The 26,271-nt window shown below is 55.6% G+C and carries 20 protein-coding genes and 1 pseudogene; 15 read left to right on the forward strand and 6 right to left on the reverse strand.

What is annotated here, in order from left to right:
- Positions 1 to 5 precede the first annotated feature (5 nt).
- The 6 genes from GOB85_RS07740 (at position 6) to GOB85_RS07765 (ending at position 5,713) form a co-directional block, all read left to right on the forward strand.
- The gene (locus GOB85_RS07740) at positions 6 to 1,103 is read left to right on the forward strand and encodes a dipeptidase (RefSeq protein WP_173576985.1); all 1,098 of its coding nucleotides are present in this window, start codon (positions 6 to 8) and stop codon (positions 1,101 to 1,103) included.
- A gap of 351 nt (positions 1,104 to 1,454) precedes the next feature.
- Complete coding sequence (uvrC, locus tag GOB85_RS07745) at positions 1,455 to 3,416, forward strand: excinuclease ABC subunit UvrC (protein ID WP_173576986.1); 1,962 nt, start codon at positions 1,455 to 1,457, stop codon at positions 3,414 to 3,416.
- Positions 3,417 to 3,538: 122 nt separating this feature from the next.
- Positions 3,539 to 4,141, forward strand: coding sequence for a CDP-diacylglycerol--glycerol-3-phosphate 3-phosphatidyltransferase (gene pgsA / locus GOB85_RS07750; RefSeq protein WP_173576987.1), 603 nt, complete (start codon positions 3,539 to 3,541; stop codon positions 4,139 to 4,141).
- A 198-nt stretch (positions 4,142 to 4,339) separates the two neighbouring features.
- On the forward strand, positions 4,340 to 4,897 hold the full coding sequence (locus tag GOB85_RS07755) for a hypothetical protein (RefSeq protein ID WP_242011362.1): 558 nt from the start codon (positions 4,340 to 4,342) through the stop codon (positions 4,895 to 4,897).
- Positions 4,898 to 4,939: 42 nt separating this feature from the next.
- A complete protein-coding gene (gene moaD, locus GOB85_RS07760) occupies positions 4,940 to 5,200 on the forward strand; it encodes a molybdopterin converting factor subunit 1 (RefSeq protein WP_173576988.1) in 261 nt (86 codons plus the stop codon).
- A gap of 39 nt (positions 5,201 to 5,239) precedes the next feature.
- Positions 5,240 to 5,713: a molybdenum cofactor biosynthesis protein MoaE gene (locus GOB85_RS07765; RefSeq protein WP_173576989.1), complete on the forward strand. Its 474-nt coding sequence runs from the start codon at positions 5,240 to 5,242 to the stop codon at positions 5,711 to 5,713.
- 236 nt (positions 5,714 to 5,949) lie between these two features.
- Here GOB85_RS07765 and GOB85_RS07770 read toward each other — a convergent pair whose 3' ends face one another.
- The 3 genes from GOB85_RS07770 to GOB85_RS07780 all read right to left on the reverse strand — a co-directional run bounded on the left by GOB85_RS07770 (position 5,950) and on the right by GOB85_RS07780 (position 8,886).
- Positions 5,950 to 6,924, reverse strand: coding sequence for a hypothetical protein (locus GOB85_RS07770; protein ID WP_173576990.1), 975 nt, complete (start codon positions 6,922 to 6,924; stop codon positions 5,950 to 5,952).
- A 14-nt stretch (positions 6,925 to 6,938) separates the two neighbouring features.
- Positions 6,939 to 8,210, reverse strand: coding sequence for an AAA family ATPase (locus GOB85_RS07775; protein ID WP_173576991.1), 1,272 nt, complete (start codon positions 8,208 to 8,210; stop codon positions 6,939 to 6,941).
- 73 nt (positions 8,211 to 8,283) lie between these two features.
- Entirely contained in the window at positions 8,284 to 8,886 is a 603-nt protein-coding gene (locus GOB85_RS07780) for a hypothetical protein (protein WP_173576992.1), read from the reverse strand.
- A gap of 208 nt (positions 8,887 to 9,094) precedes the next feature.
- Between GOB85_RS07780 and rimP the strand changes: the two genes are divergently transcribed.
- The 5 genes from rimP to rbfA all read left to right on the forward strand — a co-directional run bounded on the left by rimP (position 9,095) and on the right by rbfA (position 15,251).
- Positions 9,095 to 9,727: a ribosome maturation factor RimP gene (gene rimP / locus GOB85_RS07785; protein ID WP_338421674.1), complete on the forward strand. Its 633-nt coding sequence runs from the start codon at positions 9,095 to 9,097 to the stop codon at positions 9,725 to 9,727.
- Between the two features lie 146 nt (positions 9,728 to 9,873).
- Positions 9,874 to 11,433 carry a transcription termination factor NusA gene (gene nusA, locus GOB85_RS07790; RefSeq protein ID WP_173576994.1) on the forward strand — a complete coding sequence of 520 codons (1,560 nt, stop codon included), beginning with the start codon at positions 9,874 to 9,876 and terminating at the stop codon, positions 11,431 to 11,433.
- A gap of 37 nt (positions 11,434 to 11,470) precedes the next feature.
- Positions 11,471 to 12,145: an RNA-binding protein gene (locus tag GOB85_RS07795; protein ID WP_338421675.1), complete on the forward strand. Its 675-nt coding sequence runs from the start codon at positions 11,471 to 11,473 to the stop codon at positions 12,143 to 12,145.
- Positions 12,142 to 14,817 carry a translation initiation factor IF-2 gene (gene infB, locus GOB85_RS07800; RefSeq protein WP_173576996.1) on the forward strand — a complete coding sequence of 892 codons (2,676 nt, stop codon included), beginning with the start codon at positions 12,142 to 12,144 and terminating at the stop codon, positions 14,815 to 14,817. The genes GOB85_RS07795 and infB overlap by 4 nt, the downstream gene beginning before the upstream one ends.
- Positions 14,814 to 15,251 carry a 30S ribosome-binding factor RbfA gene (gene rbfA / locus GOB85_RS07805; protein ID WP_173576997.1) on the forward strand — a complete coding sequence of 146 codons (438 nt, stop codon included), beginning with the start codon at positions 14,814 to 14,816 and terminating at the stop codon, positions 15,249 to 15,251. The genes infB and rbfA overlap by 4 nt, the downstream gene beginning before the upstream one ends.
- A 161-nt stretch (positions 15,252 to 15,412) precedes the next feature.
- Here rbfA and GOB85_RS07810 read toward each other — a convergent pair whose 3' ends face one another.
- On the reverse strand, positions 15,413 to 16,966 hold the full coding sequence (locus GOB85_RS07810) for an SEL1-like repeat protein (RefSeq protein WP_173576998.1): 1,554 nt from the start codon (positions 16,964 to 16,966) through the stop codon (positions 15,413 to 15,415).
- A gap of 116 nt (positions 16,967 to 17,082) precedes the next feature.
- On the reverse strand, positions 17,083 to 20,166 hold the full coding sequence (locus GOB85_RS07815; protein WP_173576999.1) for a DUF4214 domain-containing protein: 3,084 nt from the start codon (positions 20,164 to 20,166) through the stop codon (positions 17,083 to 17,085).
- 483 nt (positions 20,167 to 20,649) lie between these two features.
- On the opposite strand from GOB85_RS07815, the pseudogene GOB85_RS07820 reads away from it, so the two are divergent.
- Positions 20,650 to 21,411: pseudogene (locus GOB85_RS07820) on the forward strand (IS5 family transposase).
- 31 nt (positions 21,412 to 21,442) lie between these two features.
- Here GOB85_RS07820 and GOB85_RS07825 read toward each other — a convergent pair.
- Positions 21,443 to 22,750, reverse strand: coding sequence for an adenosylmethionine--8-amino-7-oxononanoate transaminase (locus GOB85_RS07825; RefSeq protein WP_173577000.1), 1,308 nt, complete (start codon positions 22,748 to 22,750; stop codon positions 21,443 to 21,445).
- 160 nt (positions 22,751 to 22,910) lie between these two features.
- On the opposite strand from GOB85_RS07825, the gene GOB85_RS07830 reads away from it, so the two are divergent.
- The 3 genes from GOB85_RS07830 to bioD are packed head-to-tail and all read left to right on the forward strand — an operon-like array spanning position 22,911 to position 26,234.
- Positions 22,911 to 24,101 (forward strand): aminotransferase class I/II-fold pyridoxal phosphate-dependent enzyme, encoded by a 1,191-nt coding sequence (locus GOB85_RS07830; protein WP_173577001.1) that lies wholly within the window; start codon positions 22,911 to 22,913, stop codon positions 24,099 to 24,101.
- On the forward strand, positions 24,059 to 24,760 hold the full coding sequence (locus GOB85_RS07835) for an alpha/beta fold hydrolase (protein WP_242011364.1): 702 nt from the start codon (positions 24,059 to 24,061) through the stop codon (positions 24,758 to 24,760). The genes GOB85_RS07830 and GOB85_RS07835 overlap by 43 nt, the downstream gene beginning before the upstream one ends.
- A complete protein-coding gene (bioD, locus tag GOB85_RS07840) occupies positions 24,750 to 26,234 on the forward strand; it encodes a dethiobiotin synthase (protein WP_242011365.1) in 1,485 nt (494 codons plus the stop codon). The genes GOB85_RS07835 and bioD overlap by 11 nt, the downstream gene beginning before the upstream one ends.
- Positions 26,235 to 26,271 lie beyond the last annotated feature (37 nt).

Raw genomic sequence — 26,271 nt, forward strand, 5'->3', positions numbered from 1 at the left:
CCATCATGACCTCCGAAATTGCTTCGCCTTCCATCTCACCCGAAGTCCTGGCGCTTCATCAGTCTCTGCTCACACTGGATAGTCACATCGACATTCCATGGCCGGACCGGGATGATGCTTTTCTCGACACCCCCCGGCGCCATGTTGATTTTCCAAAAATGAAACGGGGACATCTGGCAGCGGGATGCTTCGTTGCCTACATCCCGCAGGGCGTGGTTGACGCTGAAGGGCATAGGGCTGCTCAAACTCAGACGATCGAAATGCTGCAGGCGATCAATACCCACATGCAGGGGACTCGTGACGGACTGACCGCACGCATCTGCCAGACCAGCACCGATATTGAGACTGCTTATCGGGAAGGTGTTCTGGCGGTCGTTCCGGGCGTGGAGAACGGGTATGGTATGGGCGAAGATGTCGGCCTGCTTGCCCGGTTCCGTAATCTCGGTGCGCGTTATGTGACGCTGACCCATAACGGACACAACGCACTGGCGGATTCCGGTCAGCCGAGCCGATTGCTTGGGGATACCGAAAGACGGCACGGCGGCCTTTCGGCTCTGGGGCGGGAAGCTGTTGCCGAAATGAACAGACTTGGACTTCTGGTCGACGTGTCACATACCTCGCGTGACACAATGCTGCAGGCTGTCGGGGTCTCATCCGTGCCGGTTGTGGCAACCCATGCGTGCGTGCGGGCATTGTGTGATCACCCGCGCAACCTGGATGACACACAGCTTGATGCGCTGAAAGAGAGCGGTGGCCTCATCCAGATTACCGCCGTGAGTGGTTTTCTGCGTCCTCGCGCTGAACTGGGCGGTCGGCGCGCTACTGTTGCGGAATACATGGATCATCTCGACTACGTGGTGAGGCGCCTCGGACCAGAATATGTCGGGATTTCGTCTGATTTTGACGGAGGCGGACAACTCGAAGGATGGGAGAACGCAGCCGATTCTCCTGCATTAACGGCAGAATTGATGCGGCGAGGCTATGACCGGAGTGAAATCGCCGCGTTCTGGGGAGGTAATTTCCTCAGACTGCTGCGGAAGGCGGAAGAGAAAGCCTCTGTTGTCGCTCTTCCTGCACCTCCGGTCGGGGCATCCGGGTCCTGATCCGCGACCACGGAGCATGAGGCGCCTGAACTCGTCAGAATGGCTCGTGGTTGAGCAACCGGAGCGATGTCGGATTGTGGAACAAACAGGGATCATGCATTCCGGCGACGTTCAGCGGTATCCGATGAATTTTGTCCACGTCCGGGATTGACTCGTAGTGATTTCAATTGTTTCCGACGATTCGTGAAACTCAGTGACTCACCAATTAAAATAAATACAATAAAATCAATGGATTAGTTGCTGTGTCTAAAATTTATGCAATCCAAGGTTCAAGGCGGAAAACCGGGGGGTCCATCAATCTGTCATCTTACGTTCCACAGAGTTATCCACACTTTCAGTGGATGAATTTCTATGACTGATAAAATCCCTGATGGGACTGCGGATCAGACCGGATCGACTCCGGGCTGTAATCTGATTGTGCATGCTCCGGACACGTCCGACGCCGCACCGGTGGTGACGGGCGTGGCTGCAATCCAGCAGGCGCTGAAAACTATGCCCTTTTCCCCCGGCGTCTACCGGATGATCGGGACCAGAGGAGAGGTGCTTTACGTTGGTAAGGCGCGCGCGCTGAAAAAGCGGGTGACGTCCTACACTCAGTTGTCTCGTCTGCCCGAACGGCTGCGCCGCATGGTCACGGAGACGATCTCTATGGAGATCGTGACGACCCACACCGAGGCCGAGGCGCTGCTGCTTGAGGCCAATTATATCAAGCGCATGAAGCCACGCTTCAACATCCTGCTGCGCGATGACAAGACTTACCCGTGGCTTGTGCTGACTGAGCAGCACCCGTTTCCGCAGATTGCCAAGCACCGTGGCAAAATGGAAAAAGGGGCCAGCTATTTCGGGCCCTTCGCGTCAGCCTGGGCCGTTAATCAGACTGTGAATATCCTGCAGCGTGTCTTTCTGCTCCGGACATGCTCAGATGCGGTGTTCGCCTCCCGCACGCGTCCCTGTCTGCTGCATCAGATCAGGCGGTGTTCAGCCCCATGTGTTGATCGGATCAGTCAGGAAGACTACGCACGTCTGGTGGCGCAGGCGAAAGAGTTTCTCGAAGGCCATGACAAAGAGCTGAAGGCCACGTTTGCTGCCGACATGGAGCGTGCGGCGGAATCTCTGGACTTCGAAAGAGCAGCGATCCTGCGCGACCGCATCCGCGCGCTGGCGCAGATGCAGGACTCGAATGTCGTCAACCCCACCTCGATCAGGGACGGGGACGTCATTGCAGTCTGGCAGCAGGGAGGGCAGGCATGCATTCAGGTGTTCTTCATTCGGGGCGGTCGGAACAACGGTAACCGCGCCTTCTATCCGGTGCATACGCGCGACGAGAGCAGCGCGGATATTCTGGCAGCTTTCCTTGCTCAGTTTTATGATGACAAGCCGCCTCCACCGCTTGTGCTGGTCAATTCTGAATTGCCCGAGGTCGCGCTTCTGTCAGAAGCACTGTCGATCCGGCGCGGGCACAAAACAGAAATCCTTCATCCGCAACGTGGCGAGCGTCGTGAAGTCGTCGAACACGCAGAAACCAATGCCCGCGAGGCTCTTGAGCGGAAGCTGGCGGAAAGCGCCGGGCAGGCAAAACTTCTGGAAGGTGTCGCGCGGGTATTCGGGCTGGATAAACCGCCCGTTCGGATCGAAGTCTACGATAACAGCCATATTATGGGCACTCATCCCTATGGCGTGATGATTGTCGGCAGCCCGGAAGGATTTGATCGTCAGTCCTATCGCAAATACGGGATTAAGGGCTCCATCACGCCGGGCGACGATTTCGCCATGATGCGCGAGGTGCTCGAACGCCGCTTCGGACGGACGCTGCGCGAGGCAGAAGCCTCTGGCGAGGCGGGACGGCCTCCGGACTGGCCGGATCTGTTGCTGATTGACGGCGGCGCCGGTCAGTTTTCCGCCGTGCGCGAGGTGCTGGACAGGCTGGGTGTCACGGACGTGAAACTGGTGGGTATCGCGAAAGGGCCGGACAGGGACGCAGGACGGGAATGGTTTTACACTGGCGAGGCTCCTCCTTTTCAGCTCGAACCGCGTGATCCTGTGCTGTACTATCTCCAGCGACTAAGAGATGAGGCCCATCGCTTCGCCATTACAACACATCGTGCCGGGCGTTCGAAGACTCTGGTAAAATCGGAGCTTGATGAAATTCCGGGAATCGGTCCGGCACGAAAACGTGCGCTGCTGAACCGATTCGGCTCCGCTCGGGGCGTCGGACAGGCCGGTCTTTCCGAACTCGAAGCTGCTCCAGGCATTAATCGCGAGACGGCGCGGGCCATTTACGGACATTTTCACCCCGACTGGGCTCCGACATAAAAAATTATTGGGTCGCGAATGTGGCGCAATGTGCGAACTGGTCACGAAATTGCCACCTCAACGAGGGTATTTGTGCATAGCGAGCCGTTTCGGCCCAGGGCGAACTGGAGTATCGTAGGCCGATGATAACCGATCTGCCGAACCTGCTGACTTTGTCACGGATTGTCGCCATTCCGGTTCTGGTTGCTCTCGTTGCGATCAACCGGCCCGGCGCCGCAGCAGCGGCATGCCTCCTGTTCATCGTCGCCGCGGTGACTGATTACTTTGACGGTCATCTCGCCCGGTCGCGTAAACAGCAATCTGATCTGGGACGGATGCTCGATCCGATTGCGGATAAGCTTCTGGTCGGCGCTTCCCTGATGGTGCTGGCCGGCCTTGGGAAGCTGACCTTTGGCGCTCTCTGGCCTGCTATCGTTATTCTGTGCAGGGAAATTCTGGTCAGCGGATTGCGCGAGTATCTTGCCGGAACGCGCATCAGTCTTCCTGTTACGCGACTTGCCAAGTGGAAAACAGGATTCCAGATGACCGCAATCGGTTTTCTCCTGGCGGGCGACAGCACCGGCGTGCTCCTCGGAATGCCCTGGCTGCCCGTCAGTCTGGTGGGTTCGGTCATGTTGTGGATCGCCGCCGTTCTGACCCTGATGACAGGCTGGGACTACCTGGTCGCAGGACTTCGTCACGTTGAACAGGCCACACCGAAGACAGCGGCTGATTTGATTCCCTGAAAATTTTTCTTCGTTGTAACGGGTGCTTTTTGTGCTGTGTTGCCGGATGTGGCCGCGCCGTGTCGTTGCCACTGGTAAAATGGCGCCGACAGAATATTGCGGTAAGTGCTGATTTACCTTGGGCTGTCACACTTGTATCAAGGGGCCGGCACATGGTGTGGATACCGCGCCGGGGCCGATTGAGACGGGGAAAGACTTATGCGGAAAGCCGCTCTTGTGGCGTCGTTGCTGGTGTTGAGCGGATGTTCCGGCTTTGACAAATGGGTGGGTGATACGGCGACGTGGCCAGGGGAAAATCCTAACGCACCGCATGGCGACTCTGAAACGATGCGTCGTGTTCGTGGTTATGCTTACGCTGAGACTCCGTTGCTGCCCGAATCAGGTAACATATGGCCTGGTGCGCCCAAACCATTGCCCTCTCTCTCGGACGTAGCTGCCGAACGTGATTCGACACTCGGAACTGGTCCCAAAGGTGAGTTGCCCGATGGCGGGAATCTCTCGATTGGGGACGATATGAATAACAGCTTCTCCGGTTCAGGCCTGCCAAGCCAGGAACCTGATGCGGCAGAAAAATTTGGTGCCGGGAAGTCGGGCAATTCGACTATCGAAATTCCGAACGGAGACGGGACCACGACCATCATCCACCCTGATGGTTCGATCAGCACTGTGAAATCGTCAGCGTCACACCGGACCGGGACAAACGATTCGACCGGTAAAGCTGCAACTGCTCCCGCTGGTCTGGTCCCGACGCATTGAATAGCCAGTGAGTGAGTTGTTACAGCCAGGCTGGAGGACGGCATGAGCGGAACGGTAACGGTTCTGTATTTTGCGGCTCTGCGTGAACGCGTGGGACGTTCGCGTGAGGTTGTTTCGCTTGATGGTGTAATGACTGTAGGCGCCATGCTGATGTCCCGGCGTGACAATGATGCCGTGCTCGATGCGGTATTTTCAGGACCAGGTACAGTGCGTGTCGCTGTTAATAAGATTCTTGCAGATTTCGAGGCGCCACTTCATGACGGCGATGAGGTTGCGTTTTTTCCGCCAATGACGGGGGGATAGTCAGAGACGTCGCATCGACAAGTCATTCAGGAGTCCTCAATGGCCGGATTGCATTCTGAAGCTGAAGCGAGTCTGCGGGTGCTGGTGCAGGAGAGTCCTTTTGACGTGGGGACAGAGATGGCTTGCCTGCTGGCCGGTTCGATCCATATCGGCGGTCTGGGCTCTTTTCTTGGCGTGGTGCGTGGAGGTAATGGTCTCGTGGCTTTGTCGCTGGAACATTACCCGGGCATGAGTGAGCAGATGCTGACGAAGCTCGCAAGCGAAGCAATCCGGCGATTCGCTCTCTGTGGGTGCACGATCATTCACCGTTTTGGACGGCTTCTGGTCGGTGAGCCTGTGGTACTGGTACTTGCTGCGGCGCCCCATCGTGCGGATGCTCTTGATGCAACCCGGTTCCTGATTGACCGCCTCAAGACAGGTGCCCCGTTCTGGAAATCCGAGGAATTTTCGGACGGTCGATGCCGCTGGATTGAAAGCCGCGTGGAAGATGAAGAGGCGGCAGCAGGGTGGTAATCCAGAGGGTCTGGTCTTTGACCTGTGTGAGTCTGGCAGGTACAGGACTGACAGGGCTCTGCGGTCCCTGCCGGCTCCGGGCTGACCCCGGATATTTTCAACCACAGGTAGTCTGCACAGCCGCTGGTATAAGAGAGCACTGACGAAGCGATGTCGCGTCTTCGGAGCTGCCAGTTAGTTTCTGAAAGCGGTTCCTTTTTTAAAACTCACATGCTGCCCGCAGAGAGGCGGGCTGATTATCCGTGCCAGGCCGGATCCTCTGAGCCGGGACGTGGGCTCGAGGCTGGTTTCAGCGCACCATCATACCCCTGAAGAAGAGTCGGTGCCCAGGCGATAATCCACTCGTTTACAGCGCCGACAAAGCGGGCAGTAAATGCTGACCGACCCACGCCCTGCTTTGACCAGTCATCGAGCGATGTACTGAGTTTGGCTGAACCGGGATCCGCCGGACTCAGAGCAATTTCAACGGTTTGAAAATTAACTCCGCCATCCTGTGCCTGAACAATGTGTGACCACAAGGCTGAAACGAGCACGGGCGGCATAGGAAAACCAAGCACGTGAAGTCGCTTGAATGCCCAGTTGATAGTCGCGGATCCGCTGACATTATCTGAGATGGTAAGGGTGGAATATGTTGCGACGCACTGGCTGGAGTGCGCAGTGGACCCGAGAACACGCCTCATATAGTCGCGATCGTCATGACAGGGGGCTTCAATCTCGCCAACACCATCAGGTGGCACGGAAGCTGTGGTCGCCCGGGCGATAATCACTCCGGTTACGACGCCTTTGTCAGTTCTGACCAGGACATTGCTCGTGAGTTCACCGTGCGGGCCGTCCTGTGTCGTTACCACAGGGTGCCACGTGCCTGCCGGCAGTGGCAGCTGACGCCCTGCAAATGGCAGGATATCTGTCAGTTCTGAATCAATGGGGGGCGCGGCGGCCATGCCTGTTCCCTGCGAGGCATTCCCTCCGGCCGGGGCTGGCGGAGGGGCCTGCCCGGTCTCGCTGGCAGCAGTTTCGTCGCTACCGGCAGCCGGAGGCGCATCCCTCCCGAGCATATGGTCGACTTTGTGGGTCAGTCTGGAAAAGGGAGGGAAGACACGTAACAGCCATGGAGCAGGATAGAAGACGGTGATGGCTGAGAAAAAGACCATCCCGAAGAGAGCAAGACGCCAGAGCGGCGCACGACGCCAGAGACGCGAAGCAGCAGACATAATTATTACTGCTGTCAGGGCGTCAGGTGAGCACGGGCGGGCGATGCCGACTCATCGGCAATTTCCGCGGCTATGCCGTCCTCGCCGTTGACGATCCGCACCATTTTCGCACCCTGCTGCCGCGCCACGATCAGAGATTCGCTGATCATCTCCTCAATCGATCGTACCAGATCACGGGCGGACGCCGCGTCTCCCATACGCATCTGGCGCCGCATAACTTCTATGAGAATCGCCGGGTCAATACCGCCGGTTTCAACTTTCAGGCCGTAACTTTCGATCATGGCCTCAATTTCGAGTGCGGAGACGCGCGCAACATCCAGCCCCTTCAGGGCGCGGAATACAAAAATGCGATCGAGACGATTGAGCACTTCCGGTGCGAAACCCGCCTGACGCAGCGCCTCGACCGATTCGGCACGCATTTTATCAGGATCATCAGAAAGCCGGTCCGCAATAGCCGTCAGTGCTTCGGTGGCGATATTGGATGTCAGAACGAAGATCGACTGCACTGTCGAGACATGAGCGCCCGTCGACGCTTCGGTCACATATCCGTCGTTCCAGGCAATCAGGAATTGCTTGAATACATCAGGATGCGCTTTTTCGATCTCATCGAGCAGCACCACGGCATCCGGCTTTTCTTTCAGTCCACCCGTCAGTTTTCCGTAGGTATCGGACCCGACATAGCCTTTAGGTGAGCCGAACAGCTGCGTTGCCGCATGCGGACTGCTCATCTGCGTCATGTCGAAATGCAGCAGAGGCCGCTCAAGCTGACGAGCCAGCTGTTTGGCAAGATAGGTTTTACCCGTGCCAGGAGGGCCGGCGAGCAGAAAGATACCAACAGGTTTGCCGCGAACCTGAAGCGCGAGCCGGCGCCGCAGCTGAGCCGCCATATCCTCGCATACCTGATCCTGGCCGATAACACGGGCTCTCAGGTTGGCTGCCAGCTCTTCGGCGTCAATGGTCGTATCCCGCTGTTCGCGGGCGAGCATCTCCTCCAGAGCATGTCGATTGGTGAGTCGCGCCAGAACGTCCATCATCCATCCCCGTCGGCGAAGAAGCCCTTTACGTGCCATCCGTTCGGCACGCGTTTCAAACAATAGCCCGGAAATCGTAAACAGCGCACCCGCCGCAGCGAGCATCGGCCATACCGGAGCACACCATTTCATGAAATGGTCGAGACTTGCGAGAGAAAGATGCAGGCTGGCCGCGGCCTGCAGACTCGCAAGTAGCAGAAAAATTACCATCATGACCGGCATGAACCGGTTCAGGGCCGGTAGCAGGCTCTTCATGCCGTAATTCTCCTGAATGCACAGCTTATAACCGGACCGGCCGGCGACAGCCAGCAGACGGATTTTGCCTCGTTCATTGTGCGATCACTGTCATAGTCAGATATTCATCACGATGGATTGCCGGCAATGCCATCGGGCCAAGAATTGTCAGTGCACCTGGTTCCACGCCGGCCACCCCGGGGTCAGAGACCGGGTTCACCTGAACTTCGCCACTGATGAGGATCGGCAGGATCACGGAAACCGGCTTCTGCGACAGCAGCACGACGCGTGTCACGGGACCGGACTGAACCGATACAGCTCCGCCGTGCCCTCCGGCATCGAAAAACGGCAGATTTACAAGCCGGTATTCACGCCGTTTGATGCCTGCGAGAATTTTGGCCTGTTCTGAGGCTGAGTATCCGGCGTCCCGCAGAGCCTTTGCCGCGTGCTCAGGGGCGATGAGTGCAAACTGTGCCGCCACAGTAGGGCCTGTATGAGCGGCTTCTTGGGCAAGTCCGGTCGTGCCCTGGGTGACGGGTGGCGCCGAAGATGGCGAATTTGAACTGTTGTTGAGCCAGAAGCCCCCTCCGGCAAGCAGGCTGATTCCCGCCACCGTTATGACCATAGCGCGCAGACCGCCACCGGTGGTTTCGGCTTCTGGCCGGGCTTTGCGAAGAGGATCTGGTTGCTGGCTCATGGCTTTGCCGATCAGACATCGCACCGAAGGCGTGCGCAAGGGAAGAGCGTTATAAATTCCATGTAAGGTCGTGCCTTATCGTAACTGAACGTCGCGCAGCCGGAAAGAATGTTGTCTCTGAATGAAGCAGGCGTCACACGCTCTCTTGCGGTTGGTGACGAAATACCTTAAACAGGCGAAATTCCTTTCATCTTCCGGCTTTTGGGGGGTGGCCTTTACGGCCGCCTTTTTTGTTTTGGACGAAGCTCTTTCGACACATACCGGCCTTGAGGCCCGCATCGCTGAGCTGATCATGCCGAGTCTTCATGAACTCGGTTTCGAGCTTGTGCGTGTGTCTGTTCTTGGACGTGATACGCCTACGGTGCAGGTGATGGCTGACCGCGTCGACGGATCTCTGATCACCGTCGACGACTGTGAGCGGATCAGCTATGCTGCCGGTGCCATACTTGATGTCGATGATCCAATTCCGGGTAACTGGACGCTGGAGGTTTCATCATCCGGTATTGATCGTCCTCTGACTCGGCCAAAAGACTGGAATCGTTTTGCCGGACACGTTGCGAAGGCTGAAGTGCTGGTTCCGGTGAACGGTCGGCGCCGGTTTTCCGGTGTCGTGCTGGGGGCGGGCGAAGAGGGTGGTCGTCTCCGTCTTGATGACGGGAGTGAGGTTGTTCTCCCGTTTCGTGAATTGCGGAAGGCGCGGCTGGTTCTTACGGATGCGCTGATCGAGGCAACGCAGCAGATGATGCGTCCCGCGAAACCGGTGGATGAAGATCCGGCTGAGGCCGGGGGAGCATCAGAGAGTGGTGTTGCCGAAAAGAAAAAGCCGCAGCGGCGTCATTAGGCTATCGTGCCAGGGTGGCAAAGCTGCTCATGTGATATCATATGCAAACCGAATGGGTTCGTGGCAGAGATGGCTCGCTCCTGATGTTTGCAAAGTCTGACTGACAGGGTTTTCAGGGTCTGGTCTGTCTTGGAGTTCTGAAGAGTATGGATACCTCCGTTTCACGTCCCGAGCTGCTTCTTGTGGCTGACGCTGTTGCGCGCGAAAAACTGATTGATCGCGAAGAAGTCCTTGAGGCGATGGAGCAGGCCATCCAGAAGGCGGGCCGTGCGAAATATGGCCATGAGAAGGATATCCGGGCCACCATCGATCGTAAGACCGGTGAAGTCAGGCTATCCCGGTGGACTGAGGCCGTTGAAGCGGTGGAGAATGAGGAGACTCAGATTCCGCTGCATATCGCCCGTAAGTTCAAGCCGGAAATTCAGCTCGGTGAGCACCTGATTGATCCGTTGCCGCCGATTGATTTTGGCCGCATCTCGGCTCAGACGGCTAAGCAGGTCATCGTGCAGCGTGTTCGTGAATATGAGCGGAAGCGTCAGTATGATGAGTTCAAGGACCGTGTGGGTGAAGTCGTCAACGGTACTGTTAAGCGTACTGAGTACGGTAACCTTATGGTTGAGATCGGCTCGGCCGAGGCGCTTCTGCGTCGGGATGAGCTGATCCCGCGTGAGATGTTTCGGAATTCAGATCGGGTGCGGGCGTATATCTACGATGTTCGTGATGAGCCTCGTGGTCCTCAGATTTTTCTCTCGCGGACACATCCGGCTTTTCTTGCGAAACTGTTCGCTCAGGAAGTGCCGGAAATCTATGACGGTATTATTGAGATTAAGGCAGTCGCTCGTGATCCCGGATCACGGGCCAAGATGGCGGTGATCTCGCGTGATGCGTCTATTGATCCGGTTGGCGCGTGCGTTGGTATGCGTGGATCGCGCGTCCAGGCTGTGGTAGCCGAACTTCAGGGCGAGAAAATTGACATCATCCCGTGGAGCCCTCAGGCGGCGACTTTTGTCGTTAATGCTCTGGCTCCGGCCGAAGTCTCAAAAGTTGTGATGGATGAGGATGCCGGTCGCGTCGAGGTGGTTGTGCCTGATGAGCAGCTCAGTCTGGCAATTGGTCGCCGTGGTCAGAATGTTCGTCTGGCCAGTCAGCTCACTCGCTGGGATATTGATATTCTGACGGAAGCCGAGGAATCGGAACGCCGTCAGGAAGAATTCCGCCGTCGCTCGGGGCTTTTTGTCGAAGCACTGGATGTGGATGATGTTATCGCGGGTCTGCTGGTAACGGAGGGGTTCGATACGATCGAAGAGCTCGCATATGCTGATGCGGAAGAACTTGGTGGAATCGAAGGATTTGACGAATCCGTAGTCGAGGAGCTTGTTCGTCGTGCGGAGGGCTTCCTTATTCGCAAGGAAGAGGAACTCGACGCGAAGCGTGCGGAACTGGGCGTAACGGATGATGTCGTCGCGCTGAATGTCTTTACCAATCAGATGCTGGTGACGCTGGGTGAAAATGGCGTGAAGACGCTGGATGATCTCGCTGATCTCGCCGGTGATGAACTCATTGAAATTCTCGGAACCGCTGCGATCGACGAGGAGGCTGCGAACGAGATCATCATGCTTGCGCGAGCGCACTGGTTTGATGACGATGCGGAACAGGCGCCTGACGTTGCTAAGGAGGTGTCTCCTGAGCACGACGTCCAGCAATGACTCTGAGTGCTTTTCCAACGCTTTAGAGGCGTCTCATGTGCCGCCATCGGATCTTCGGGATTCCGATGGTGGTTCGGAAGATGATGAAAACGAGCAGGGTTCGCTGCGCCGTTGCGTGGTAACACGTGAACGCGCGGCTCCCGAACTTATGCTACGTTTCGTCGTCGGGCCAGACCGTGGACTGGTGCCTGATTTGAACGCGCGGCTGCCTGGACGGGGAATCTGGTTGAGTGCCCGTCGGGATGTGCTAGAAACCGCACGGACTCGCGGAGTCTTCGCAAGAGCTGCGCGGGGACAGGTTGTAATTCCATCTGATCTGGTGGCTGTGATCGAGTCCGGACTTGCACGGCGCGTAGTCGAGATTCTTGGTCTTGCCCGAAGGGCAGGGCAAAGTGTGAGTGGTTACGCTAAGGTTCGTGAATGGATCGAGGCACGGCAGGTTGGATTGATTGTGCAGGCATCAGACGGAAGTCCTGATGAGTGTGCCAGGCTTTTGTCAGGCGCGCGTGACCTGCCAGTAGTAAAGCCTTTGACGGCATTGTCGTTGGGGCATGTTTTTGGTCGCGAGCGCGTGGTGCACGCGGCGCTGCGGAGGGGAGCCCTGGCTACCCGCCTGCAGCAGGAAAGTGAACGTTTTGCAGGAGTGGCCGGTGCGGTCACTCTGCGTGCGTCGGATATATCCGACGATCGGGTTGAACAGGCGGATAAATGAGCGAAGGCAACGATCAGGATCAGGGTAAGGGGCGTCTGTCCCTGCGGCCGGCGGGCCGTTCGGAGGTGGGGCACACAGTTGATGCTGGATCCGTGCGCCAGAGCTTCAGCCATGGTCGTTCAAAAGTAGTCCAGGTCGAGGTCCGTAAGAACCGCAAGCCCGGTCCTGGCGCGCCAAAAGCTGGTGTCGCTGGTGGCGGGCGTGGTCCTGGAGGCGGTCGCGCAGGTGCTAAGAAAGGGCTGACGGACGCCGAAATGGCAGTACGTCACCGCGTCCTTGATGAGCAGCGCCGTGAGGCCTCGCTTCGCGAGGCTCAGCGTATCGAGCAGGAAAAGATTCAGATTCTTTCCGCCGCCGAAGAAGCCCGGCGCCGTGAAGAGGACGAGCGTCGCGCTGCCGAAGAAAAGGTACGTGAGGAAGCGGAAGCTAAAGTGGCAGTTCAGGGGGGTGCGGAAAAGCCCGCATCATCTGAGGTGCCTGTTGAGGAAGCTGGTCCGGTCGTTTCGGCAAAGCCGATTCCGGGTACGGTGACTCTGGCTCCTCCGCCAGGGCGGCTCCGGCCGCTGGCCGAACGTGCTATCATGCCGGAGAAACCTCTGGTTCAGACGCGGCCGCCAGCTGCTGCGGCTCCTCAGCCTTCGGCTCCTGCCGGAGAAACGCTGCGTCTGCGTGGTAGCGGTCGTGAAGGTGAGGATGATCGTCGCGGTCCGTCCCGGAAAGGGCCTGTTGTGCCAGCTCGTAAGGGGCCTGGTGCGGCGAAGAAAGAGACAGGTCGCCGGTCCGGTCGAATTGATGTTCAGGCTGCGATCGAAGGTGATGACGATAAAACCCGGTCACTCGCGTCTGTGCGTCGTCAGCGTGAGCGTGAGCGGCGCCAGGCCGAACTGGAACGGCTCCGGACTGACCAGGTTCGGGTTGTACGTGATGTTATTCTGCCCGAAACCATCACGGTTCAGGAACTCGCCAACCGTATGGCCGCCCGTCAGGGCGAGGTTATCAAGTCACTCATGAAAATGGGTGTCATGGCGACCGTGACACAGTCCATTGATGCGGACACAGCGGAACTTGTGGTCGAAGAATTCGGGCATCGTGCACGCCGTGTTGCTGACAGTGACGTTGAAATTGGTATTGCTGGCGTCGAGGATAAAGAAGACGATCTGGGTCCGCGTCCGCCGGTTGTTACCGTCATGGGTCATGTCGATCACGGCAAGACATCGTTGCTGGACGCACTGCGCACCACTGATACAGCCGCAGGGGAAGCAGGAGGCATCACTCAGCACATCGGTGCCTACCAGGTGACACTTGCTTCCGGTGCGAAAATTACTTTCATCGATACGCCCGGTCACGAAGCCTTCACGGCTATGCGTGCACGTGGTGCATCGGTGACGGATGTCGTCGTTCTGGTTGTCGCGGCTGATGACGGTGTGATGCCGCAGACGATCGAGGCTATCAAACACGCAAATGCCGCAAATGCTCCGGTTATTGTTGCCATCAATAAGATGGATAAGCCGGGAGCAGATCCTGCCCGCGTACGCCAGGATCTGCTCAGCCATGGAATTGTGGTTGAGTCGATGGGGGGTGATGTTCAGGATATTGAGGTTTCGGCTCTTAAGAAGACAAACCTCGACAAACTGGAAGAAGCCATCCTGCTTCAGGCCGAAATTCTCGATCTGAAGGCTAATCCGCATCGCGCTGCGGAAGGCGTTGTTATCGAAGGGCGTCTTGACCGTGGTCGCGGACCCGTTTCGACGGTGCTCGTGCAGAAAGGTACTTTGCAGAAAGGCGATATCGTCGTTGCCGGTGCAGAGTGGGGACGCGTTCGCGCGCTGCTTGATGATCGCAATCGGCAGATCGCTGATGCTGGTCCATCAATGCCGGTCGAAATTCTGGGTATCGCCGGAGTGCCTGAAGCAGGATCGCCTTTTGTTGTTGTCGAAAACGAGAATCGGGCGAGAGAAATCTCTGAATTCCGTCAGCGAAAGATTAAGGAGCACACTGTTGCGGGGCAGACCGCAGCGCGTGGAACACTTGATCAGATGCTGGCCCGTATTCAGGCCGGAGCGCAAAAGGAAGTTGCTGTTCTCGTTAAGGCCGATGTGCAGGGTTCAGCCGAAGCGATTAAGGCAACGGTCGAGAAGCTTGCTCATGAGGAAGTTGCAGTTCGTGTTCTGAACGCGACCGTTGGTCAGATCACTGAGAGTGATGTGCAACTGGCTAAGGCGTCCGGCGGAATCATCATCGCCTTCAACGTCCGTGCAACATCTCAGGCACGGGAAATGGCTCAGCGCGACGGTGTGGATATTCGTTACTACTCGATTATCTATCAGGTGGCTGATGACATCGAGCAGCTTGTCAAAGGCAAGATCGCGCCGAAACATCGCGAAAAGTTCCTCGGTTATGCCGAGATTCGTCAGGTGTTTAATATCACCAAGGTCGGCAAGGTCGCAGGCTGTTACATCACAGAAGGTGTGGTCAGGCGTGGCTGTGGCGTACGCCTGCTGCGTGATGGCGTTGTCATCCATGAGGGTGATCTCAGCCAGCTGAAGCGCTTTAAGGATGACGTCAAAGAAGTCGCACGCGGGTATGAATGTGGTCTGTCGTTCGCAGGCTATAACGATCTGCGTGAGGGTGATGTTGTCGAGTGTTATGAGATGGAGCTTGTTCCAGCGTGAGCCGGGGATCTTCTCGTAAAACAGATGGAAAGGGGCCGGCGGGGCGACTCGCCGGCCTCGCCGAATTGGGGCCGTCTCAGCGTCAGCTGAGGGTGTCTGAAGAAGTGCGCCGGGTTCTCGCGGAGGTATTCGCACGGACGACGTTCCGTGATCCGGATCTTGCAGGCGTGATCATTACTGTAACTGAGGTTCGGATTTCTCCGGATCTAAAGCATGCAACTGCTTTTGTGGCACGTCTTGGCCGAAACGATGTGGACGCCGTGTTACCTGCATTGAAGCGTGTTTCGTCATTCCTGCGAACTCAGCTTTCGCACACGCTTCGGCTGCGCATGGCGCCCGAAATACATTTTCAGCCTGACACGGCGCTTGATTACGCCATGGAAGTTGACGCTCTTTTGCGGAAGCCAGAAGTTCAGCGCGATCTGAAAGATTAAGTAATTTAATCTTCAGAACTTATTTCCGGATGTAGATGCAGGCCTCTCTGGTATGGCTAAATCCAGGACGTCGCACCCGGAAAATGTAATCATAATGGCATCCCTCACTTCTGTGAGGGAATAATCTCGAATCTGACATCCTCGGGTCAGATGTCAGAACTTCAGACGCAAGGCTCTTCGACTGGTTGAGCAGACATTATATTTCTTTTGATGAAAATTGCTTTTTTAAGCCAGTATTTTGATTCGTTAATATTTTTATTGATGCCATGTCCTCCCTCGAAAAGAACAGTAAGTAGCAACGTCGAGCCCAGATGCCCACTTTCACCGGCAGACCGTAAGAAGGTGATGGCTTTCCGGATGTTTCGCGTCACGTAATGACCGTTCACGAATATTTCTCCCAGTTTGGCCTGGGCATCGACAATACCCCCTTCAGCAGCCTGCATCAGAAGCGAAACAACTTTATCCGCTTCTACTTTCGGTGATGTCATCAGACACAATGCCAACTGCCATGCAGAGAGTGCGTCACCGTTTCGGGATCTGTGCTCCAGCTTTGCAAGTCCGGTCTTCCGGAACGAGGCGGCTATGACCGGATTTCGGACAATTTCGCCGATCCTGGCAATTGCCGTGATTTCTCCCATATCAAGCGCGATAAATAGCCATTCCGTGCCTTGGTCTTCAGTTCCTTCATGGTAGCGTCCGCTGGAACACCAATCCGCAAGAAGAAGTGCTGCACCCGAGTGACCAAGCTCGATAGCGCGTTTGCACCAGCTTGCCGCTTCAATCATATTCGGACCTGCACCATCTGAAGTGCTGTGCAGAACAGCCAGACGACAAGCGGCTTCCGCGTCTCCGGTCAGCGCAGCTTTTCGTAACCAGGTTTCACCTGCAGTGAGATCCGACTTCCCCCCTTTTCCTTCAAGAAGAAAGATGCCCGTTCTGGTCTGAGCTTGTCTTTGTCCACTATTGGCAGCAATTTCATAATGGAGAAAAGCCTTGCCTAAATCGCGGGAAACACCTTGTCCCATCTCATACAATCCACCCAGAAGCCACGATGCAAAAGACATTCCTGCATCTGAGGCTTCTTCAAGAATTCTTACGGCTTCTTTTAAGGCGTCAGGCTTCTGTGCTGCATTCCGGAGAAGGAATATCCCCAGCCCCAGCATACCGCGCCGGCTTCTTCCATCTCGCGCATGCCGGTAATGAGTCTCAGCCAGTCCAGGATTCCGATAGTGTGGCGGCCCTGAACTGAGTATTTGCCCAAGGATGGCATGAGCGTCAGCGCTGCCTGCCTTTGCCGCCCGCTCAGCCCAGCTAAACGCAGTATCAATATCCGGGCGAGAAACGAGAGTATTTTCGGGTAAATGGTCGCTATTAAAAATTCCGGCGTGTTCCATATCCGGAAGACCTGCAAGGCACAGAAAGGCCATGAGAGTCATTGCTTCTGTAAGACCGGCATGGGCAGCCTGCTCCAGCCAGATAATGGCCTGTCTGCGGCACCCCGGAACTCCCTGACCTTTCAGATAGCACAGGCCTACCTGAAAGGCGGCTTTATAGTCACCATTTTCCGCAAGATGAGACAGAGAACGTACTGCTTTTATCTGATTTTGCAGATCACCTGCTTCAAGACGTTCAATGCTCTTGTGAAATGTTTTTTCTGGTGAAGATAAATATCTTCTGGTTTTTTCAGTAATATCTTCAAAATATTCTAATATCATTTTCCCTGTCCATTCAGGTCAGGAAGCGGTCGCAAGGATAGCCTGCGTCACATCGGGCGAAAAAGAAGGTTCCCGCAAATACGGGAACCTTCAATGCTTCAGATCAACCCGGCTATTCAGGCAAACTGGATATCCCTGGCGACACTTGCAGCACTAAGCCCATTGTCGTTCTGGAGATGGATCACCATGTCGCTGGAAGCAGAGAAACTATGACTGTTATCGGCGTCAACAAACACATAGACATTGTTAGCATCCGTCTGAGACACAAGAACTCCGCCAATATCAGTCGTCCTGGCTGCACTTTCTGTAGCATTGGGCGTGTCAGCGCTATAAAGCGTCTCATCCGTAGCGCCTTTGAACAAATCCGCAACACTGGTGAGATCAGCAGAAGATGTGATGGTACCGGTAATTGCAGAACTCGCGCCCGCAATGAGTACGTCAGCACTATCCAGGCCCAGTTTCGACAGATCAAGCTGATCACCTGTGGTGAAACCGCTGATCGTATCGGTTTTTGAATTCAAATACGTCAGAGATTTAGCGGGGTCTGTCGCTGACAGGGCAGAATCAGACGCAGCGTTGAAGTGGAACGTATTTTCACCATTGCTGCCGTTGATGTTGAACGTGTCATCACCCGCACCACCGGTGAAGCTGTTTTTGACGGTTCCCGATGCTCCTTCGTTGATGTTGAACGTGTCGTTTCCGGTGCCGCCAGTGAAGCTGTCCGTCGCTGTTGATCCAGCGTTCTCTGTAACGGTGACGATATTGTTGCCAGATGACCCTTTATAGACGAAGTCTGAAGTGTCCCCGGACAGATCAGTCGTCAGGTTAATCTGACCCGTAGAAGAAGACGCATCGAAGCTGCTCAGATTGTTCGCCCCATCAATGCCACTGATCGTAAGATCACCACTTCCTGAAGCCTGAATGCTGCTCAGTTGAGCCACATTGGAAATGTCGCCAACAGAGAGTGCTGCATTGTCAGTAAGATTCAGGTTCGTCAGATTGGCGGCATCAATGGTCTGCAAAGTATTTGTGTAATCTGTGGCCGAAGCGGTGCCGCCTGCCACTGCAGTCGATGCAATGTTCAGGGTCTCGGTTGAGTGTCCAGGCATAAAGGACGCCGACTGACCGGCGACCTGACCAAGTGTCAGCGTGCCAGCTGTTTCCTGTCCGGTAACACCTGTTGTTGTATCGCCGGAACCACCGACAGCATTCAGGCTGACGTCGAGCGTATGTGTGTTGCCTGAAGTTTTCCCGAGATTGACCGTCATATTGCCCACCCATCCGGAATCAGATCCGGCGTCGGACGTCGAGGCGAGCGTCAGACCATCAGAGGCATTATCCAGTACAACATTAGATAATGTCTGGTTCCCTGTGACCTGCACGGTAGAGACACCGGTTCCGGCAAGCTGCGACAGATCAAACGTGCCTTTTGCGGGAGACGCCTGATCGGCTCCGAGTTCCAGAGTAGAGAAGTTGGAGAATTTGTCGCCACCGGTCGTAATCGCGCCATCTGTCATTTTGATGGTATTGGCGCCAGTTCCGGCAGTGAATGTCGCCTTGGTAGTGTCCTGAGCCCCAAGAGCGACAGTGTTGTTTCCGTTGCCCAGTGTCACGGCAAAGCCGTTCGTGCTGTCTGCCTGATTGCTCAGATCAATGTCGTTGTTACCATTTCCGACAGAGATGGAGGTGAGACTGTTGTCGCCGCTGAGCGTGATGCTGTTGTTGCCATTTCCGGTCGTGGCAGATGTCAGTTTGGCATCGTTAGCGAGAATGGCAGCATTATTGCCATTGCCGAGAGTGGCTGACGCCGCGTTAGCGTCGCCCTCAATTTTGAGTCCTGTAATGCTGCCAGTATATGTGGTGGAGTCAAAGGTCGATAGCTGCGTGAATGTTTCACCGGACAGATCAAGTGAACCAGTCGTGCCACTTGTTGCTCCTTCGTTCGCAACTGTGACTGCCCCGGTTGCATCCATGCCCGTGCCCGCAAGTGATTCCGCCCCTGCTGCGTCACTGTTGATTGTCAGTGTTTTCAGGGCATCAGCGTTCGTGACATTCGCTGTAAATGTATCAGGGTTGCTCAGAGAAGCAGAAGATCCTGACTGCAGGTTGAGAGCCAGATTGCTCAGAGGCGCTGATGCTGATCCTGTGACATTCAGCGTGCTGCCAGCGGATGCATTGACGTTCGCCGTAAAGGAAGATGTGGTCGTCCCGTCAATGGTAACTGCAGCCCCGGTGGAATTGTCGATATTCGCCGTGGTGACAGACGATGCGTCGTCATAGACCATTTGGCTCTTGCTGCTATTTTCAACTCCGGCAGTTGTGACACCGGTGGTGTTGATAAGATCTATGGTTCCTGTGGCTGCAGGGGAGTTGAATAACTCAATATTCCCGATCCCGGTCAGCGTCGGGGTATAAGTGGTCGTGGCAGCAGTCGTAGCCGTAGTCGTGGCTGGAGCGGTGGTCGAAGTCGTCGTCGTGGTTGTCGTGGTCGCTGCAGCCAGTTCCACGTTCAGGGTATCGTTGCCGCCATTACCGGTGATCGTATCTGCGGACTGGAGTGTCGTCGCGCTGGTACCATTGGCTGTAATAGTAGTTGGTGCCGTGAATACGTCATTGCCAGACGTTCCGGTGTAAGTTGTCTGTGTTCCGGTTATCGCGATCTGGTTCGGTGTTGAGGCAGGAAGACCCTGACCGATGTTAAGAAGGTAGTTCAGATCGGATGTTGCAAGGTGGCCGTTCGCCTCATTCGATTCTACGATGCCGACTGCTGCCTGACTTAGCGTGTCGCCGGAATTTACCCAGAAACTGATTTCGCTGTCTGCCGGAGCGCGTCCGAGAGCATGTTCATAAAGGCTGGTAATAGCGTCGTTTGTTAGAGCGCCTGTACCATAGATGGCCTGACCTTCGGCCGAACTGATCATCTGAGAAGCGATATCTGCTGAAGATACGCCTCCGGTGGCCATCGAGACCCAGTAATGCAGCCCGGCGGCATCAGGGGCACGCCCAAGGATGCCTTGGTACATCTGGATAATGGGATCAACATTTGTTTGAGCTTCCGCCGAAGTGGCGAGTTGCGATTCGACAGAATCCAGTGAGGTGCCGCTGCTGGCGGCATTGACCCAGTAAGCAAGACCACTGGAATCAGCCTGCCTTTGCAGGATATTATTATAAAACTGCTCTACGGAAGAAACTACTGACATAATAAACCTCAGTACCATTACTTTAACAAGCCATCTGCGGAGAATTCTGCAATAGTTCTTCGCGTCTGGATTTCAAAAGTTTCAAAAAAATCTCGTTTTGTAAACAGATGATTGGATTATTTATTGAATTGTGTAAAATTGTGAATTGTATTAATTTTATAAATGAAAAATAGAAATTTTCTTAATAAGAAATAAAGTATATAATTATGTAATTTATTATTAAGAAATTGTTATATTTTTTGTGTTTACTAAATTATACACATAAAATTTACTAATTTTTATATGAAAATAACATCGTGTATCTTGCAGGGTGGACAAACTGATATCTCCACATCATACAAATTCAATTATCAGTAATGGAGCAATAAACTACTCGGATTTATCATGTATGCGCTCCCAGGGGACCTGCTATTAGGATCAGGACCTATTAATTGTTGAATTGAGCTGTGTTCCATGATTTATGGGCATTCGGGGGATGAGCCTGTGAGTGATGTGTTTTTGCTGTCTGAGAGCCAGACGGAGAGGATTACGCCGTATTTTCCTCTGGCTCATGGGGTGCCACGCGTGGATGACCGTCGCGTGCTCAGTGGAATCGTATATGTGATCCGTAACGGGCTTCAGTGGAAAGATGCTCCGAAAGGCTATGGCCCTCATAAGACCTTATATAACCGCTTCATCCGCCGGAGCCATCTGGGTGTTTTGACCGGATCTTTGTGGCTTTGAGTGAGCAGGTGGATCGCTCAAAACGCCTGATGATGGATGCGACCCACCTCAAAGCGCACAGGACAGCGGCGTCCCTGCTCAAAAAGGGGCTTTTCCTCGCCATATCGGATGCACAAAAGGCGGACTGAACTCAAACTGCATGCTGTGTGTGATGGCCAGGGCCGGCCTGTCCGCCTGCATCTGACTGCTGGACAGGTCAGTGACTTCAGAGGGGCTGACGTGCTGCTCGCAGGCCTTCCCGACGGGACAGAAGAAGTCATCGGTGATCGGGGTTATGACAGCAACCGGATCAGACGATCTCTTACAGAGCAGAACATCACCGCCTGCATTCCACCGAAGAAGAACAGAAAATCAAAACCACCTTACAACTGGCACCTGTATAAAAAGCGCCACCTGATCGAAAACATGTTCGCAAGGCTGAAAGACTGGCGACATGTTGCGACCAGATACGACCGGTGCACTCATACATTCATGTCTGCCATCCAGATCGCAGCAAGCTTCATTTTCTACCTCAAAAAATGAGTCCTGAGCCTGGAAGTAAATAACGCAGCCGTTATCCACACGATAAAACACGCTGAATAGCACTGGTGAGCGCCGAAAGCTCGTTAGCCGTTATTGTAAAAGCCGGTGTCAGATAGATGATATTCCGGAAAGGCCTGATCCATACACCCTCCGCGATAAACCGTGTTCGTAAGGTTGCCGGATCAGCGATGTGTTCCATCTCGACAACACCTATAGCGCCCATTACGCGAACATCCCGCACGCCCGGTAATGTGCGGCATGGCTCAAGCTGTTCAGAGAGCGCAGCTTCAAGGTTCGCGACCTGATCAAGACGGGGTTCACGTTCAAACAGATCCAGTGATGCGTTCGCGCAGGCGCAGGCAAACGGGTTTGCCATGAAAGTTGGGCCATGCATCAGAGCATGTTCCGGGTTGTCAGACAGAAAGGTCTCGTAAATATGGCGGCGCGCAACTGTTGCCGCGAGAGCAACAGTGCCACCTGTCAGTGCTTTCGAGAGCGTGATGATATCAGGCACAATTCCGGCCTGATCGCTGGCAAACATTGAGCCGGTTCGCCCGAAACCAGTGAATATTTCATCCAGAATGAGAATCAGGCCATATTTATCCGCAGCTTCGCGCAGAGTACGCAGTACTGCGGGCGGGTGAAAGATCATACCCCCGGCACCCTGTACAAGCGGTTCCACCACAATGGCCGTGATCGTGTCAGCATGTGTTTCGAGAAATGTCTCGAATGCGGCAGATGAGGCCGCATCCTGTGGAAGATCGATTATGTATTGTGATGGCATCACACCAGAGAAGAGATGATGCATGCCTTCTTCCGGGTCGCAGATCATCATGGTGGCCAGGGTGTCACCGTGGTAGCCGCCCCTGAAAGACAGAATCTTTGTGCGCCCGGTTTCACCACGATTGATCCGGTACTGAATTGCCATCTTGAGGGCAACTTCCACGGCAACTGAACCGGAATCAGTATAAAAGACGTGGTCCAGGTCACCGGCCAGGAGCGCAGCCAGTCGCGAGGCCAGCCGCAGAGCCGGCTCATGCACCATGCCGCCGAACATAACATGCGGCATGCGTGCAAGCTGCTCTTCCGCACAGGCACGAATATGAGGGTGATTATAACCGTGACATGCGGTCCACCAGGCGGCCACACCGTCGATCAGACTGCGTCCATCCTGGAGTTCGATCAGGCTGCCACGAGTGGAGCGCACCGCCAGTGGCGCCGGTGCGGTTTTCATCTGACTGTAAGGCAGCCAGATATGGGGCAGGCCAGAGGTGTACCAGTCTGGTGCAGACAAGAGAGAGTTCCATTTCCTGAAAAGGGAATTGCCTCGTTTTCCCATGATTTTCCCGGTTTTTCCGACCGGTGAGGTCCGTCAGTGCCCCATATACAGTGCAGAGCGATATTTCTGAAGATAATCGGCCCCGAGTTTTGTTTTCCGGACAGTCCTTAGTGTATCAGCAATTGACCGATGTGCCCGTCTCCGGCACCACGACGAAGTGATGACACAGTTCGATCCTCTTTTCCGGCAGGCGCTTGCGGAACTCGACATCGAAAGCAGACGTCGGCATATGCGGGCATTTCAGCCAGCCGGCCCGGCCGTGCTGGTGCGGGCCGACGGACGCCGTCTGACAGATTTTTCTTCGAATGATTATCTCGGACTTGCTCATCATCCTGCTCTGACAGGGCGATCCATGGAATGGGCCTCCCGTTTCGGAACAGGCTCAGGCGGGTCCCGGCTGGTGACGGGAACCCGCACTCAGCATGAGCAGATCGAAACGAAAGTCGCCGCTCTGAAGGGGTGCGAGGCGGCGTTACTGTTTGCCAGCGGCTGGCAGGCCAATGCGTCTCTGGTGCCAGCTCTCGCGCGTCTTTCCGTGGAGCAGACAGGAACAATGCCGCTGGTCTTCACCGACCGGCTGAATCACGCCAGTCTGCATCAGGGGTGCGCGGCTGCCGGAGTGCGTCAGATCCGCTTCCGGCATAATGATCTCGAACACCTCGCATCCCAGCTTATGGCCCGTGTGAATGAAGCGGGCCTGCGTGTAATTCTGACCGAAAGCGTGTTCAGCATGGATGGCGATCGCGCCGATATCTCAGGGCTCGTGGCTCTGGCTGACCGGTTCGATGCTTTTCTTTGTCTGGATGAGGCTCACGCAACAGGCGTGCTGGGTCCGCACGGCGCCGGGCTGGCGAGTGAGGCGCCTGGAGGTGTTCATCTTATGATGGGTACATTCAGCAAAGCGCTGGGAGGAATGGGTGCGTATATCGCCGGTTCCCGCGCACTCTGTGACTGGCTGCTTAATACAGCATCCGGTTTCGTGTTTTCAACAGCTCTGCCGCCGTCAGTGCTTGGCGCGGCGGACGCGGCGCTGGACCTTCTGCCTGACCTTGAGAAAGACAGAGCACGTGTCGCACTGTACGGAGAAACGCTGCGGTCCCGCCTTGTTGCTGCCGGTTTTAATACCGGATCGTCTTCGACCCAGATCATTCCTGTTATGATCGGCAGCGCTGAAGAGGCAGTAAGAATTGCCGCAGATCTGGAGGATGAGGGACTTCTTGCAGTTGCGATCCGTCCCCCTACAGTGCCGCAGGGAAAGAGCCGCCTGAGAGTGACACTTTCAGCAGCGCATAACGATGAGATGATTGAATGTCTTATCGAAGCCATCATCCGTCACTGCAGACCAGACTGATGCGGGTTGTTTTTGTTCACGGCTGGAGTTTTGACAGGTCTTTCTGGGAGCCGGTCATCCGAAAGCTCGGATACGAAACCCACTCTCTGGATCATGGGTTTTTCGGAACCCCGGATCTGATGATTCCTGAGGACGAACCGGTGATGGCCGTTGGTCATTCACTCGGGCTTCTCTGGCTGTTATCGACAGACAATCTGCCAGATGGCAGCTGCATACTGGGGATTAACGGATTCACGCGTTTTACCCGTGCGCCGGATTTTTCTGCTGGTGTCGCGCCACGCGTTCTGGATCGTATGCGGACCGGGCTTCATCGGGGTGCAGGAGATGTGATCCGGCAGTTCCGTACGAATTGCGGATTAGCGGCAGAACACATTGAGGAACGCACCTCACCGGCAGAAGCCGGTCCCGTGCCTGAGCAATTGCAGCGTGGACTGGATCTGCTGCAAAGCGGTGATGCCCGGTCATCCCGATGCCAGGTCCGTGCCGCACTCGCCAGCAGAGACGATCCGATCGTAACAGTCGCGATGACGGAAGCCTGCTTTTCTGAGAATCAGCTATGCTGGTCTGAAACGGGTGGTCACCTTCTGCCTCTGACACAGCCCGATTTATGTTCCCGATTTATCCGCAATGCCATGGAGCGACATGATTATGCGACCTGATTCCGGGCAGAGTGAGCGTCGTCGTATCGGTGAGCGGTTCGACGCTGCTATCAGTTACGATACCGCCGCTTCGATTCAGCGGCTCACCGCACGACGTCTGCTGGAACGGATTGAGGAGGCTTTCGGCGAAAAACGGCCTGGTCGAATTCTGGAGTTCGGTTGTGGAACCGGTGCGTTAACCATTCTTTTGCACGAGAAATGGCCTGAAGCAGAACTGATCGCGACCGACATCGCGCCGGGTATGCTGACCCGTGCCCACGCCCGGTGTGGCGACGGTGTGAGTTTTGCCTGCATGGACATGGCGGACCCCGAACACGCTGACGGAGTGGACGGGGTCTTTGATCTTGTTTGCGGCAATCTCGCACTGCAATGGGCAGAAAACACAGATGCCGTACTGGCCGGGCTGGCCGGGCGGCTCGCGCCGGGTGGTCTCCTTGCGGTTTCGACTCTGATGGCGGGCAGCTTCGCAGAGTGGCGTGCCGCTCATGCGGCCGAAAATACGAGAGCATGCATTCGCCTGTATCCGTCGTTTAGGACACTTGAATCGGGCTGGCCAAATATTTCGTGCGAGGCGGGAGAGACGATCAGGGCAGTCGGGCGCTGGTCGAATGAAACGATACTGGAGCAGACCGGAAGCGGGCTGGCTTTTCTGAGAGGACTGCGGCGGATTGGCGCGACGGAGCCCCATTCCGGCAGTCGGCCACTTCAGCCTGGTATCATGCGGCGCGTTCTCCGACGTTTTGACGAAAGCGGAGCGGCAGTAACGTGGGACATTGCCTATGGTCTTTTCCATATGCCTGCCGGATGTGGCGTATTCGTGACGGGAACGGATACCGGCGTGGGCAAGACCTTTGTGTCTGCCTGCCTGACCCGTGCATGGCACGCGTCCTACTGGAAACCGCTGCAGACCGGTCTGGCTGAGGAAGACGGCGATACGCCTGAAATTGTAAGACTGACCGGCGCGGATCCGGACCGCATTTTTTCGCCAGCCGAGACATTTCTGGCACCTCTGTCGCCTGATGCGGCGGCAAAAGAGGAGAGCAGACGTGTCTGTCTTCAGAAGCTTGTCCTCCCGCAGACCGGGCCAGGTTGCCCTCTGGTGGTCGAAGGCGCGGGCGGGTTGATGGTGCCTGTAACACCACCGGATGCTGCGAGAGGCAAGCCTGGTGTGATGATGATCGATCTGATTGCGATGTTTGGTCTGCCGGTCGTGCTTGTTGCGAGAAGCGGGCTTGGCACCCTCAATCATACATTGCTCAGTCTGGAGGCTTTGCGGTTACGCGGGATAGCTGTCTTCGGTGTTGTTCTGAACGGGCCGCTAAATCCCGGCAATCGCGCCGCAATCGAGGAACATGGCAATGTGCGCGTTCTGGCTGAGTTGCCGTATGTCGGAAGTGTGACGCCAGAATCGGTCGAGCATATGTCGCGGCTATTTCCGAACCGGGAGAAGGAAACCTGGTTACAGAACGGCTGATAAAGTCAGAAACAGACTTTTTGCAATTCCCGTAAAT

Origin of the sequence: Acetobacter fallax (genome assembly GCF_011516735.1) — a bacterium.
Classification (GTDB): Bacteria; Pseudomonadota; Alphaproteobacteria; order Acetobacterales; family Acetobacteraceae; genus Acetobacter; species Acetobacter fallax.